The sequence below is a fragment of the Sphingomonas sp. T1 genome, from assembly GCF_902506585.1.
In the GTDB taxonomy this organism is placed as follows: domain Bacteria; phylum Pseudomonadota; class Alphaproteobacteria; order Sphingomonadales; family Sphingomonadaceae; genus Sphingomonas; species Sphingomonas aerolata.
Window position 1 is genome coordinate 2,342,442 of sequence record NZ_LR733875.1, and the last position, 12,916, is coordinate 2,355,357.

At 66.8% G+C, this 12,916-nt stretch carries 12 protein-coding genes; 2 read left to right on the top strand and 10 right to left on the bottom strand.

The window, feature by feature from the left end:
* Positions 1 to 96: 96 nt before the first annotated feature.
* The 5 genes from GV027_RS10570 to GV027_RS10590 all read right to left on the bottom strand — a co-directional run bounded on the left by GV027_RS10570 (position 97) and on the right by GV027_RS10590 (position 5,688).
* A complete protein-coding gene (locus GV027_RS10570) occupies positions 97 to 612 on the bottom strand; it encodes a chemotaxis protein CheW (RefSeq protein WP_159512860.1) in 516 nt (171 codons plus the stop codon).
* A 2-nt stretch (positions 613 to 614) separates the two neighbouring features.
* A complete protein-coding gene (locus GV027_RS10575) occupies positions 615 to 2,627 on the bottom strand; it encodes a chemotaxis protein CheA (RefSeq protein WP_159511845.1) in 2,013 nt (670 codons plus the stop codon).
* The gene (locus tag GV027_RS10580; RefSeq protein WP_159511846.1) at positions 2,624 to 2,992 is read right to left on the bottom strand and encodes a response regulator; all 369 of its coding nucleotides are present in this window, start codon (positions 2,990 to 2,992) and stop codon (positions 2,624 to 2,626) included. The genes GV027_RS10575 and GV027_RS10580 overlap by 4 nt, the downstream gene beginning before the upstream one ends.
* A complete protein-coding gene (locus GV027_RS10585) occupies positions 2,989 to 3,300 on the bottom strand; it encodes an STAS domain-containing protein (RefSeq protein ID WP_159511847.1) in 312 nt (103 codons plus the stop codon). The genes GV027_RS10580 and GV027_RS10585 overlap by 4 nt, the downstream gene beginning before the upstream one ends.
* Before the next feature lie 219 nt (positions 3,301 to 3,519).
* Positions 3,520 to 5,688, bottom strand: a complete 2,169-nt coding sequence (locus GV027_RS10590; protein WP_159511848.1) for a methyl-accepting chemotaxis protein — start codon at positions 5,686 to 5,688, stop codon at positions 3,520 to 3,522.
* A 300-nt stretch (positions 5,689 to 5,988) separates the two neighbouring features.
* Here GV027_RS10590 and GV027_RS10595 point away from each other — a divergent pair, with 300 nt between their 5' ends.
* Both GV027_RS10595 and GV027_RS10600 read left to right on the top strand, forming a co-directional pair.
* Positions 5,989 to 6,186, top strand: a complete 198-nt coding sequence (locus GV027_RS10595; protein WP_043157026.1) for a hypothetical protein — start codon at positions 5,989 to 5,991, stop codon at positions 6,184 to 6,186.
* Entirely contained in the window at positions 6,183 to 6,842 is a 660-nt protein-coding gene (locus GV027_RS10600) for a UPF0149 family protein (RefSeq protein WP_159511849.1), read from the top strand. Before GV027_RS10595 ends, GV027_RS10600 begins: the two co-directional genes overlap by 4 nt.
* A gap of 69 nt (positions 6,843 to 6,911) precedes the next feature.
* On the opposite strand, the gene GV027_RS10605 is transcribed toward GV027_RS10600, so the two are convergent.
* The 5 genes from GV027_RS10605 to GV027_RS10625 all read right to left on the bottom strand — a co-directional run bounded on the left by GV027_RS10605 (position 6,912) and on the right by GV027_RS10625 (position 12,808).
* Positions 6,912 to 8,024, bottom strand: coding sequence for an alkene reductase (locus tag GV027_RS10605; protein WP_159511850.1), 1,113 nt, complete (start codon positions 8,022 to 8,024; stop codon positions 6,912 to 6,914).
* A 296-nt stretch (positions 8,025 to 8,320) separates the two neighbouring features.
* The gene (locus tag GV027_RS10610) at positions 8,321 to 10,663 is read right to left on the bottom strand and encodes a xanthine dehydrogenase family protein molybdopterin-binding subunit (RefSeq protein ID WP_159511851.1); all 2,343 of its coding nucleotides are present in this window, start codon (positions 10,661 to 10,663) and stop codon (positions 8,321 to 8,323) included.
* On the bottom strand, positions 10,660 to 11,649 hold the full coding sequence (locus tag GV027_RS10615; RefSeq protein ID WP_159511852.1) for an FAD binding domain-containing protein: 990 nt from the start codon (positions 11,647 to 11,649) through the stop codon (positions 10,660 to 10,662). Before GV027_RS10615 ends, GV027_RS10610 begins: the two co-directional genes overlap by 4 nt.
* The gene (locus GV027_RS10620; RefSeq protein ID WP_159511853.1) at positions 11,646 to 12,176 is read right to left on the bottom strand and encodes a 2Fe-2S iron-sulfur cluster-binding protein; all 531 of its coding nucleotides are present in this window, start codon (positions 12,174 to 12,176) and stop codon (positions 11,646 to 11,648) included. The genes GV027_RS10615 and GV027_RS10620 overlap by 4 nt, the downstream gene beginning before the upstream one ends.
* 188 nt (positions 12,177 to 12,364) lie before the next feature.
* Positions 12,365 to 12,808 (bottom strand): VOC family protein, encoded by a 444-nt coding sequence (locus GV027_RS10625; protein ID WP_159511854.1) that lies wholly within the window; start codon positions 12,806 to 12,808, stop codon positions 12,365 to 12,367.
* Between the last annotated feature and the right edge of the window lie 108 nt (positions 12,809 to 12,916).

Sequence of the window (12,916 nt, forward strand, 5' to 3'; positions counted from 1 at the left end):
GCGGAGCGGGGGCGTGCCGCACCACCCGGCCGGGACCGATCAGTGGCTATCGCCGAGCATCGTTCGATTGACCCGTACATAACGGTCCTTCCAGCGTCAGAGGAGTGCCGATGCGAGCACGGCGGGGGTGGCGCGGCCACCGAGCAGCGGGTCGAAGATCCGCGCGATATTGGCGAGGACGATGACGCCCTGCGGCGTCCGCACCAGCTCGCGGATGAAATCGCGGCGCCAGCGCAGCCCGACCGTGGGCGGGGTCTCGCTGGCGTCGCGGTGCAGGGTCGTCACCTCGTGTACCTTGTCGGTGCGGATGCCGATCTGGGTCGGGACACCGTCGACGTCGAGCTCGACCACCACGATCCGGCTGTCCATCGTCGATTCCGCCGAGGGGAGGCCGAACGCCAGGCGCAGGTCGGCGATCGGGATGATCTTGCCCCGAAAGTTCGCGACGCTCGCGACCAGCCGGTCCGCACCCGGCACGACCGTTTCGGGCAGCAGGTCCAGGATCTCCCGGACGAGGACCGCCTCGACCGCGAACTTCTCGGCTTGCAGATCGAACGTCAGCACCTCGAGCCGGCCGTCTTCGTCCCACTGGGTTTCCGTCGTGTCTTCCATGGTCATGCAACGGCGCGAAGCCGCTCCTCCTGGTGCTGGCCCAGCGCGACGAGCTGGACGACGTCGAGGATCAGCGCGACGCCGCCATCGCCGAGGATCGTCGCGCCGGCGAAAGTCGGGACGTTGCAGTGCACCGCCGACATCGGCTTGATCACGGTCTGGTGGCTGCCGATGATCTGGTCGACCACCAGCCCGACCCGCTCGGTGCCGGTCGCGATGATAACTATCTTCTGGTGGACGCTGGGCTTCGTCCCCGTCGCGAACATCTCGCGCAGCCGGACGAACGGCACGAGCCGGTCGCGTAGCGTGATGAAGCTGCGCCCCCGCGAACGAAGGTCTTCCTCGAGGCTGAGTTCGATGCATTCCTCGACCACGGCGAGCGGGATGACGTAGCGACCGTCGCCGACCCGGATCAGCAGCCCGTCGATGATCGCGAGCGTCAGCGGGATGCGCAGCGACATCGCCGATCCCTGGCCCGATACGCTCGCGACCTCGATCGTGCCGCGCAGGCTCTCGATCGTGCGCTTGACCACGTCCATCCCGACGCCGCGGCCCGACAGGCTGGTGATCTGTGGCGCGGTCGAGAAGCCGGGATGGAAGATCATCTGGAGCAACTCCTGGTCGCTCACGACCTGTCCCGGCTGGAGCAGCCCGTGTGCCTCGGCCTTGGCGCGCACGCGCTCGCGGTCGATCCCGTGGCCGTCGTCGCGGATCGTGATGACGACCTCGCCGCCCTCCTGACGCGCGGACAGCCGCACCTGCCCGACCTCGGGCTTCCCTGCGGCAAGCCGCCGCTCGGGCGGTTCGATCCCGTGATCGCAGGCGTTGCGGATCAGGTGGATCAGCGGATCGGCGAGCCGTTCGATCACCGTCTTGTCGACCTCGGTCGTCTCGCCGTCGGTCGACAGCTCGATCGTCTTGCCGGTATCGCGCGCGATGTCGTGGACGAGGCGGCGGAAGCGGCCGAACAGCGTGGCGACGGGCACCATGCGGAGCACCATCACCGTGTCGCGCAATTCGCTCGCCAGCCGCTCGATCTCCTCGGAGATGGAGCGAAGCGCAACGTCCGTCGCATTGCTGCCGCTGCTATGCGCGAGCTGCGACAGCCGGCTCTGGACGATGACGAGTTCGCCCACCCGGTCCATCAGCAGGTCGAGGCGTTCGGCCGGTACCCGAACGCTTTCGCCGGTCTTGGGCGCGCCCCGGCCGTTCTGGGTGGTGGCCGGGTCGCGATCCTGCACCGGTGGCATCGTGTCGACCCGTGCGGGCGGGAGCGCAGACGGCGTCGTGCCCGCGTCGGACGGCGGCGCGGCATCATCCACAGCGTCGCACGACGTGTCGCCGATCGCCTTGATCTGAAGGTCCAGGTCGTCGAGCACGAAGATGAAGACATCCTCGAGGTCATCCCGCGACACCGCGCCGCGCACTTCGATATCCCAGCCGACATGGCATTCGATTGGGACCAGCTCGGCAAGCGGCGGCACCTGGTCGGTCCGCGCGACGATCCGGCAGTCGCCGAGCGTGCGCAACTCGTCGAGCAGCGCGAGCGGGTTGATGCCATTCTGCATCGCTTCGGGGGGCAGGCGGAGCGACAGCCGCCACCCCTGCAAAACGGGCGGCGCCTCCGGCGTCGGCGCGGGTGCGCCGTCCAGCGCCGCCTGCAGCTTTGCCAGGATCGCGTCACCCTCCGCCTTGCGGTCAGTCGCGTCGCCCTCGATCAGCGCGCGCATGTGATCCTGCGCGGACAGGATGACCGCGATCAGCTGTGGCGTGGCGGGGGTCAGGTTCTTGCGGACGCGGTCGAAGGCGGTCTCGCAGTGATGCGTGAAGCTGGCCAGTGCGTCAAAGCCGAACATCGCGCCCGAGCCCTTGAGCGTGTGCAGCCCGCGGAACACTGCGTCGATCAGCTCATGATCGTCCAGCCGGTGACCGAGGTCGAGCAGGCCCTGCTCGACCTGTTCGAGGACTTCGCCCGCCTCGACGCGGAATGCGGCGACGGGGTCGTTCTGGCTCACCGTCCGAGGACCTTGCGCACGACCCGGATCAGCTGTTCGGGAACGAACGGCTTGACCAGCCAGCCGGTCGCGCCGGCGGCCTTGGCCTGCTGCTTCATCGCATCCTCGGATTCGGTGGTGAGGAACAGGATCGGGGTACCGCATTGCGCGGGGTTCTTGCGCAGCGCGCGGATCATCGACAGCCCGTCCATGTTGGGCATGTTGAGATCGGTGATGATCATGTCGAAGCGGCTGCCATTGGCCTTGCTCAGGCCCTGCGCGCCGTCGGCGGCCTCGCTGACGGTGTAGCCAGCCCCGGTCAGCGCCATGCGGATGGCGACGCGTATTCTGGTGGAATCATCGACGATAAGGATGGATGCGCTCATCGCGGCAGGTCTCCGTGAAACCAGAAATTCTGATCGGCTGATGGGATATCGGTGAGGAAGCCCGCGCGCTCGAGCAGTGCCGCCAGCACGTCGTGCACCGGCATTGCAAGGCGCAGCGACTTGCCGTCGCGTTCGGCCTGACGGCGCGCCGCGCAGACGAGCTGCAACAGGCTGACATCGGCTTCGGCAACGGCGGAGAGATCGAGTTCGATCGCGTCATGCTGCTCGAGCTGCGACGCGAGGTCCGCGGCGAAGGGCACCACCGAGCTGGTCGTGACGGTGGCCGGTACAAGGATGATTTGCGCCATGCGTTCCCCCATTCTCTCCGACCGGCAGCGTCGCGCGGCCGGGTCCGCTGGTTCATTATAGACGGCGGCCAAGAGGTCCGTTCCGGGCCCATCGCTTATTTTCGACTAGGTCGTCATTAACGCCGCAAGGCGACCGCGCCCGACGGCGCGATCGCCTCACCACAGCGTCAGCGGTTGCGTCTGATTACCGGCTAGGCCGCCCGTCTCAGCAATCCGCGGTCAGGCCGCCTGGGCGCCGAAAGCATCGTCGTCGGCGTCGGTGCCACCCTTGATCAGATCGAGCGCGAAGCCGTTCACGCGGGCCTGCTGGTCGGCGATCGAATTGGGCTTTGGCCGCTTGGCCTTGGCGCTTGGCCGTGCGGCGATCGGGCTGCGCGCGCTCACCTTGCGCTGCACCGCCGGGGCCGGCCGGCGATGGCCGATATCCGCGCCGCCGCCGGTCCGGAAATAGGCGATGCTGGCCTGGAGTTCCTCGGCCTGCGAGGCGAGCTCTTCCGACGTCGCGGTGATCTGTTCGGACGCACCGGCATTCTGCTGGCTGATCAGGTCGAGCTGCTGGATCGCCTCGTTGATCTGTGCCGCGCCGATATCCTGTTCGCGGCATGCGGCGCTGATCTCGGCGACGAGTTCGGCGGTGCGGCTGATGTCGGGCACCAGCTTGGTCAACATGTCGCCGGCTTCGGTCGCCGCTGCGACGGTCTGCGACGAGACCGATCCGATCTCTGCCGCCGCGACCTGACTGCGTTCCGCGAGCTTGCGGACTTCCGACGCGACGACGGCAAAGCCGCGGCCATGTTCGCCGGCGCGCGCAGCCTCGACGGCGGCGTTCAGTGCTAGCAGATCGGTCTGCCGGGCAATCTCCTGGACGATGCCGATCTTCTCGGCGATCGTGCGCATAGCGTTGACCGCGCGCTGGACCGCAATCCCGCTGAGTTCCGCGTCCTTCGCGGACTGGCGGGCGATCTTTTCGGTCTGCGCGGCATTGTCCGCGCTCTGCTTGATGTTGGCGGCAATCTCTTCCATCGCCGAAGACGCCTCTTCGGCAGCCGCCGCCTGCTCGGTCGCGCCTTGCGAGACCTGCTCGGAACTGGCCGACAGCTCCTGGCTTCCGGCCGAGACGTTGTCGGCGGCGCCGCTGGCCTTGCCGACGACGTTGCGCAATTGCTCGATCATCCGCACGAGCGCCTGGCCGAGGACATCCTTGTCGGACATGGGCTGGTGCGACACCGCCAGATCGCCATCGGCAATCTTGTCGGCCAGGTCGGCGCTTACCCGAAGATTGTCGACCATCCGCACGATCGCCTGTCCAAGCGTATCCTGGTCGGACAATGGCTGATGTGCAAAGCTCAGATCACCGTCGGCGATCTTGTCGGCGAGACTGGCGCTCACCCGCAGATTGTCCACCAGCACGTTGATCGAATCCTTCATGCGGCGGTGGTCGCCCTGGCAAGGGATCTCGACCATCTCGCGCAGGTCGCCGACGCTGGCGAGGTTCAGGACGCGATTGCCCTCCTCGATTGGCAGCAGCGTCGCGTCGAGCATCGCGTTGATCCCGCAGACCAGTCCGGCGAAATCCCCGACGAAGCGCGTCTCGTCACCGCGCTGGCCGAGCTCGCCCGCCGTCGATGCCTTGATCAGCCGTTCCACCTCGCCGATGATATCGCGCAGGTTGCGACGCAGCGTCTCGACGGTGTCGTTGATGAACGCCTTCTTGCCGGGAAAGGCTTCGAGCGGCGCGTCGAAATTGCCTTCGCCAAACGCCTTGATGCAGGCCATCGCCTTCTTCTTCACGGCGATATGGTTGGCGACCATGGTATTGACGCCGCGCGCCATGGTGACGAAGTCGCCCTTGAACCGGTCGGCTGCGACGATGACGTCGATGTCGCCCTTGTCGTGCTCGGAGGACATGTGGTTCAGTTCGCTGATCAGGCCCTGCAGATTTGCGCGCAGCGTCTCGATCGTTTCGTTGATGAACGCCTTCTTGCCGGGGAAACGCTCCAGCGGGGCGGCGAAATTACCCTCGCTGAATTCCCTGACGCAGGCCATCGCGGTTCTTTTGACCGCGATGTGGCTGCCGACCAGAAGGTTGAGCCGCTTGGCCATGACCGCGAAGGTCCCGTGAAACTCGTCGACCGGCAGGATGGCGTCGATATCGCCCTTGTCATGCGCAGCGCTCCAGTCGTCGATCCGGGCGCTCAACTGGCCAACCGGGCGCAGCGCGCGATCGAGCATCTGGTTGATCGCGCAAAGCACCGTCTGGGTCTGGCCGTTGGCGAGCGACGTATTCGCCCGTTGCGAAAAGTCACCATCGGCAAACATGCTCTCGAGGCGCGCCAATTCGGACGTGAGGACGTCTGACGAGACGCCGCCGAGGATCTTTGCCAACATCAACGGATTCCTTTGTGCTGCATCATGTAAATCAATAGCTCAAACAACACGGCGGCCATTTGCCGTCGTCTCAATCTCACACGTCACGCCGATCTGGCCGACAAGCGCGGAATCGGGGGACCGCCCATCAAGGTCAGCTTGATTATAGAGTGGTCAGGGCAGGGACGGTTTGGAGCGTACGACAATTTTCGCGATTGCGATGCGGTGCGCCGGTTGTCTGCCACCCGCACGTCGATGCGTGCCGGATCATCAATGTGGTCTGCGCCTGTAAATCCTGACCGGTTCTGCTAGTGGACGGCGATGCTCAAAATACGAACCAAGCGCCAGGGGATGGTAACGGCGCGCGCGCTCGATCGCCTCGTGGCCGTCGAGGCCTCGGTGAATGCTCTTGGCGACGAGGATCTGCTCGACCTCGCGGACATTTTCGCTGCGGGCGAGGCGACCCCGCTGCGCGAGATGGCGCAGGCCGAGATGCGCCGCCGCGCGCTCAGCCTGTGAAACGATTCCCTTCACGCTTCCGGCGCCTCGATGGTGCGCTCGCCGATCTCGCCGTCGAGGAACCGATGTTGCTCACCGAGCTCGACGGCTTCCTCACCGGGCTGCTGATCTCCCCGGAGGCGATCGCGCCGGGCGAGTGGATGACGGTGATCTGGGGAAGCGAGACCGACGGCACGCCGCCCTTCGAGGATCCGCTCGACGTGCAATGGTTCGCCGATGCGGTGGCGGCACGACGTGATGAGATCGCGCGCGACCTTGCCCGCGGCAAGCTTCAGCCGATCTTCGACGTCGACGAGCGTGATGGCGAAGTTCTGTGGGAATATTGGATCGACGGCCTGACCGATGCGGTCGCGCTGCGCCCCGAGGCCTGGAACGCGCTGGCCGACGACCCCGCAAGGGCGGCCCCGTGGTCGCAGCTGGCAACGCTGATCGCGGTCGCGGGCAATGAGAGCGACCTCGACAGCGTGGAGATCAACGCGCTTCAGGACCGGGCGCCGGCCGAACTGACCGACGCCGTCCAGCGCCTGTACGCCGCGCAGGTGAGCGTCGCCGGCCCGTCGTCACCCGACGCATCGGCGACGGCGGCATCGAAAGTCGGCCGCAACGATCCGTGCCCTTGCGGGTCGGGGAAAAAGCACAAGCGCTGCTGTGGCTGATCGGGGACGAGGGCGGCACGATGTGTGCCTGCCCCGCGTCCCCTCGGTCACCTCAGACGCTCTGCCGGATTACGAGAGTTCGATCTTCCCGTTAATGCCGGGCCAGTCCGAATAGCCGACGGCGCCGCCGCCATACCAATATTGCTTGGGCGCCTCGGCCAGCGGCGCGCCGGTGCGCAGCCGGTCGACGAGATCGGGATTGGCGAGGAAGGGGCGACCAAAGCTGAACAGGTCGGCATTGCCCTCTGCCAGCGTCTTTTCGGCAAGCTCCAGCGTATACTGGTTGTTGGCGATGTACGCGCCCGAGAAGCGCTTGCGCAGCGCCTGGAAGTCGACGCCGTCCGGCACGTCGCGCGTCTGCTGGGTCACGCCTTCGATATCGTGGATGTACAGCAGCCCGATCTCCGACAGGGCATCGACGAACGTGTCGAAGGTCCGCCCGACCTGGCTGTCGAGCGGGGTCTTGCCGGGCTCGGTCGTCGCGGGCGAGATGCGGATCCCGACGCGGTTTGCACCCCAGACATCGACCACGGCGCGAACGACGTCGAGCGGGAAGCGCAGCCGGTTCTCGATCGAGCCGCCATAGATGTCGGTGCGCTGGTTGGTGCTGTCGCGGATGAACTGTTCGAGCAGATAATTGTTCGCGGCATGGACCTCGACGCCGTCAAACCCCGCGGCCTTCGCCTGTTCGGCAGCGCGGCGGTAATCCTCGACGATCGCGGGGATCTCGTCCGTCTCCAGCGCGCGCGGGGTGACGAAATCCTTCATCCCGTCGTTCGTGAAGGCCTGGCCCTCCGCCTTGATCGCGGACGGCGCGACGGGGAGCGCACCGTCATGGAGATCGGGGTGCGAGATGCGGCCGGTGTGCCACAGCTGAAGGAAGATCGCTCCGCCACGCCGGTGGACGGCCTCGACGATCGGCGTCCATGCGGCGACCTGCGCGTCCGACCAGATGCCGGGCGTCATCGCATAGCCGCGCGCCTGCGACGAGATGTTGGTCGCTTCGCTGATGATGAGGCCGGCATCGGCACGCTGCGCATAATAGTCGGCGGCAAAGTCGGGCGGGACACCGTCGTCATTCGAGCGGCTGCGCGTCAGCGGCGCCATGACGATACGGTTCTGCAGTCGCAGATCGCCGATCTTGACGGGCTGCAGGACGGGGCTGTCGGTCTGGTCGGACATAATGAGATCTTCCGTTGGCGTGGGGGAGGAGGAGGGCAGCAAGCTGTAACGCGCGAGCAGCCGCTAGATCCCGGCACGGCGGTAAGGAGGGGCGTTGTCGCGGCAGAATATGACGACGTTCCGAATCCGGTAGCGAGACACGGGCGCGGGCGATCCATGCACCCGTCGCCGGTGCGCCGTTGTTCGCACGGGGGCGTTCGGTGCCGCAAACGGTTCGAAACGCGGCGGGGGGACCGCACAGCCCCGGTCGGCGACTGCCCGACCGGCGCGTGTTGCGCGTCCCCTAAAGGGCCACCCTATAGCAGCTTGTCGAGGGTGATCGGCAGATCGCGGACGCGCTTGCCGGTGGCGTTGTAGACCGCATTGGCGACCGCCGCCGCGACGCCGGTGATGCCGATCTCGCCGATCCCGTGCGCACCCATCGGTGTGTGGGGATCGGCGATATCGGTCCAGATGACGTCGATCTCCGGAACGTCGAGGTGCACGGGGATGTGGTATTCGGCGAGGCTGGGGTTCATGATCCGACCGTTGCGTTCGTCGAACTGCGTCTCCTCCATCAGCGCCATGCCGAGCCCCATGATGATCCCGCCGCGGAACTGGCTCTTCGCCGTCTTGGGGTTGAGGATCCGGCCGCAATCGAACGATCCGAGGATCCGTCTGACCCGTGTCTCACCGGTAACCGCATTGACCCGCACCTCGCAGAAGATCGCGCTGTGCGAGTGCATCGACCAGTGCATCAGTTCGAGCGGTTGCGACGCCGCCGCGGTGACGGTGACGCTGTCGCGCTGCGCGCGCGTCAGGATCGATGCGTAGCTTTCACGCTGTGTCGGATCGTCGATCTTCGCCAGCCCGGCATCCTCACTGCCGACCGTATCCGCTGACAGCCCCGCGAGGGGTGAGTCGTTGCCGGCCAGTTTGAGCAGTTCGACGACCAGCGCGTTATGCGCCGCGATGACGGCCGCACCGATCGCCGCGGTCTGCTGCGATCCCCCCGCCATGATCGCGCCCGGAATCGAGGAGTCGCCATAGCCGACCTCGACCTGATCGAGCGATAGACCGAGACGCTCCGCGCCGACGATCGCGGTGGTGGTCGATGTCCCCATGCCCATTTCCGCCGCCGCGACCTCGATCAACGCGCGCACGGCATCGCCGTCGCGTGTGAGGGTAATGCGCGCCTGTGCGCCGGGCATCCGGTAATAGGGATAGGTCCCGGTCGCGCAGCCCATGCCGATCTGCCATTCGCCATCGCGGCGCGTGGCCGGTTCAGGGTTGCGATCCGCCCAGCCGAAATGATCCGCACCGTTGCGCCACGCCTCGACGATATGGCGCGACGAGAAGGCGAGGCCCGAGGTCGGGTCCTTGTCCGGCTCGTTCAGGATCCGCAGTTCGACCGGGTCGATGCCCAGCTCGACCGCCAGCTCGTCGACCGCGCATTCCAGCGCAAAGGTCCCGACCGCCTCGCCCGGCGCGCGCATGAAGGTGTTGGCGAGCATGTTCATCCGCGCGATATCGACCTGCAGGCTGATATTGGGGCAGGCATAGGCGGCGCGCGTGCCGAGGATGAACGGCTCGGGCATGTTGTTGTGCGGCGTCATGATCGACAGGCCGGTATGGACCAGCGCATCGAAGCGGCCCTCCGCCGTCGCGCCGATCGCCACCCGCTGCTCGGTGAGGGATCGCCCGCCGACGACGCGGTACACACCCTCGCGCGACAGCGTGATCCGCACCGGGCGGCCTGCCATCCTTGCGGCGGCGGCACCGATGATCTGGTGATCCCACAAGCCCTTGCAGCCAAAACCCCCGCCGACATAGGGCGAGGTCAACCGGACCTTGTCGGGCTTGAGATCGAAGACCTCGCCGATCGTCTGCGCCTGTGCGGTGACCATCTGGCTCGCGTCGTGAATCACCAGCACGCCGTCGATCCATGCGATCGTCGCGGCATGCGGTTCGATCGGATTGTGGTTGTGGCGCGGGGTGCGATAGACCTGATCGACGACATGCGGCGCCGTGGCCAGCGCGGCGTCGGCATCGCCGATCCGGTTGTGCAGCGGCTGGCCCATGAACAGGCCCGGTTCGATGCCGTTCGCCTTCGCGCCCTTGAGGCTGGTCGTCGAGGGCTCCGCGTCATAGGTGAAGCGGAGCAGCGACGCGGCATGATCGGCCTGCTCCTGCGTCTCCGCTAGGACGCAGGCGATCGGCTGCCCGTTCCAGTGGATGCGGTCGTCCTGCAGGATCGGCAGGTCGGCGGGGCCCACCGCGGTCGGCGACGAGCCGAACACGCCCGGTGTGTTCATCTGTGGCGCGTTGAGGTGGGTCATCACCAGGACGACACCCGGCGCGGCGTCCGCGGCCGCGCTGTCGATCGCCGTGATCCGGCCGCGCGGGATCGTCGCATAGGCGAGTGCCGCATAGGCCATGTCGTCGAAGCGGAACTCCGCGGCAAAACCTGCCTCGCCCTTGACCTTCAGCGCGCCGTCGAGGCGCGATACCGGCGTGCCGATCAGGCCGTGCTTGTGCGCGATCAGCGGATCGGGCCGGCCGCCGGGGATCCAGCTGTCGGGTGCCAGCGGAACGAGCTTCTCCATCGCGCCCTGCATCAGGCCCTGCGCCGCCTGCTTTGCGGTATCGATGATGCTCATGCCACGTCTCCCTTCGCCAGCTCGGCCAGCACCGCGGCCAGCGTTCGCGTCGCCAGTTCGGGTTTGAACGCATTGTCGCGAAGCGGCCGCGCGTCGGCGAACTCCGCGGCCGCAGCCGCCCGGAAGGCGGCCTCGCTGGCCGGTTCGCCGCGCAGCGCGGCCTCCGCCTTCTTCGCGCGCCATGGCTTGTGCGCGACGCCGCCGAACGCAATCCGGACGTCGGCGATCCGGTCGCCGTCCATCTCGATCGCCGCCGCGACAGAGATCAGCGCGAAGGCGTAGCTCGCCCGGTCGCGTACCTTGCGATAGGTCGAGCGCGCCGCGACACCGAGCGGCGGCAGTTCGATCGCCGTGATCAGCTCGCCTGCCGCCAGCACGGTGTCGAGGTCGGGCCGATCGCCGGGCAGGCGGTGGAGCTCGCCAAAGGGCAGCGTCCGCGCGCCGTCGCGTCCCTCGATATGCACGACTGCGTCGAGCGCGGTCAGCGCAACGCACATGTCGGAGGGATGCGTCGCGACGCAGGCATCGGATGCGCCGAGAATCGCGTGGATGCGGTTGAACCCTTCGCGGGCATCGCACCCCGTACCGGGCACGCGCTTGTTGCAGTGCGATCCGTCGGTGTCATAGAAATAGGTACAGCGCGTACGCTGCAGCAGGTTGCCGCCGACCGTCGCCATGTTGCGGATCTGCGCAGACGCCCCCGCCAGGATCGCGCGCGACAGCATGGGATAGCGCGTTCGCACGCCGTGATGCTCGGCGACCGCGGTGTTGGTAGCGGCCGCGCCGATCAGCAGTCCGCCCTCTGCCGTCTCGGTGACCGCAGCGGACAGGCGGGTCACGTCGACCAATGTCTCGTGGCGGGCGACGGTCTCACGCATCAGGTCGACGATATTGGTGCCGCCGCCGAGAAAGGCCGCGGTTTCGCCCGCACCCAGTCGTACGGCATCGTTCACGGTATCGGCACGCAGGTAAGTGAAAGGCGTCATGCCGTCATCTCCGCGCTCGTCTCGGCTGTCGATGCTGGCGCCATCGTCGCCTGGATCGCATCGATGATGCCGTTATGCGCGCCGCAGCGGCACAGATTACCGCTCATCCGTTCCTGGATCTCGTCGCGGGTCAGGATGACGTCGGCGGCGAGGTCGGCGCTGACATGGCTCGGCACGCCGCGGCGGGCCTCCGCGGCCATGCCGATCGCCGAGCAGATCTGCCCGGGTGTGCAATAGCCGCACTGGAACCCGTCATGCTCGATGAACGCCGCCTGCAACGGGTGAAGCGCCGCGGTCTCGGCCAGGCCCTCGATCGTCGTGATCTCACGTCCGTCATACTGGACCGCCAGCGCGAGGCAGGACAGGATCCGCTCGCCATCGACCAGCACCGTGCAGGCCCCGCACGCGCCCTGATTGCAGCCCTTCTTGGTGCCCGTCAGGTGAAGCGTCTCCCGGAGGTGATCGAGCAGCGAGACACGGGGATCCGCCGGTCCCGGGACGGCGTTTCCATTGACAACGAACGACATGGCGATCTCTCCTGTGGCGCACCGCGCCTAGGGGCAGCGTACACCAGTTTATGTGTCGTGCTGATGTCTTTCAGGGGCCGGGGTGCAGCGCAAATCTAAAATGATCAAACAGCGGGCTCGGCTCTCCGGTAAGGCAGGCGGCCAAGAGAGGCGCCGCTCGATACCCTCGGTCGAGATCGGCTGCCACGTCATCGTGGCGCAGCACCGCGTGCGTCCCCGATCTCCAGCCAATAGCCATCGGGATCCTGCGCATAGATCTGGCGGACGCCATCGAACCGGAGCTGCATCGTGTGCGGTGTGCCCGCAAGGTCGGTCCAGACGCGTCCGTGCTGGTCCAGCCAGGCAATGACGGTAGCGAGATCGTCGACGTGCAGCGCCAGATGCTCGTTCCGGTTCGAGGGTTTCGGCGCCGTACGGCCGTCGAGGATGTGGAGCGCGAGGCCGTTGCCGAGATCGAGCCAGCGGCGGTTCTTAAGCGGCGTCGGGATGATCCGCAGGCCGAACGCCTCATGATAGAAGGTCGCGCTGAGATCGATGTCCGCGGCCTGGATCGCGACATGCTCGGCGGTCGCCGCGGGCGCCGCTGTTGTTTGCAACGCTGCAAGCGCGAGAAGAATGGATGGCACGATCATGAGGCCCGGTCCCTGAAATATGTGTTCAGTGCGTGTGTGACGATGAAGGCCCGGACCCGTGCGGCGCGCCGTCGGCACCGTCGTCAAAGAAAGAACCGGGTGCGTCGC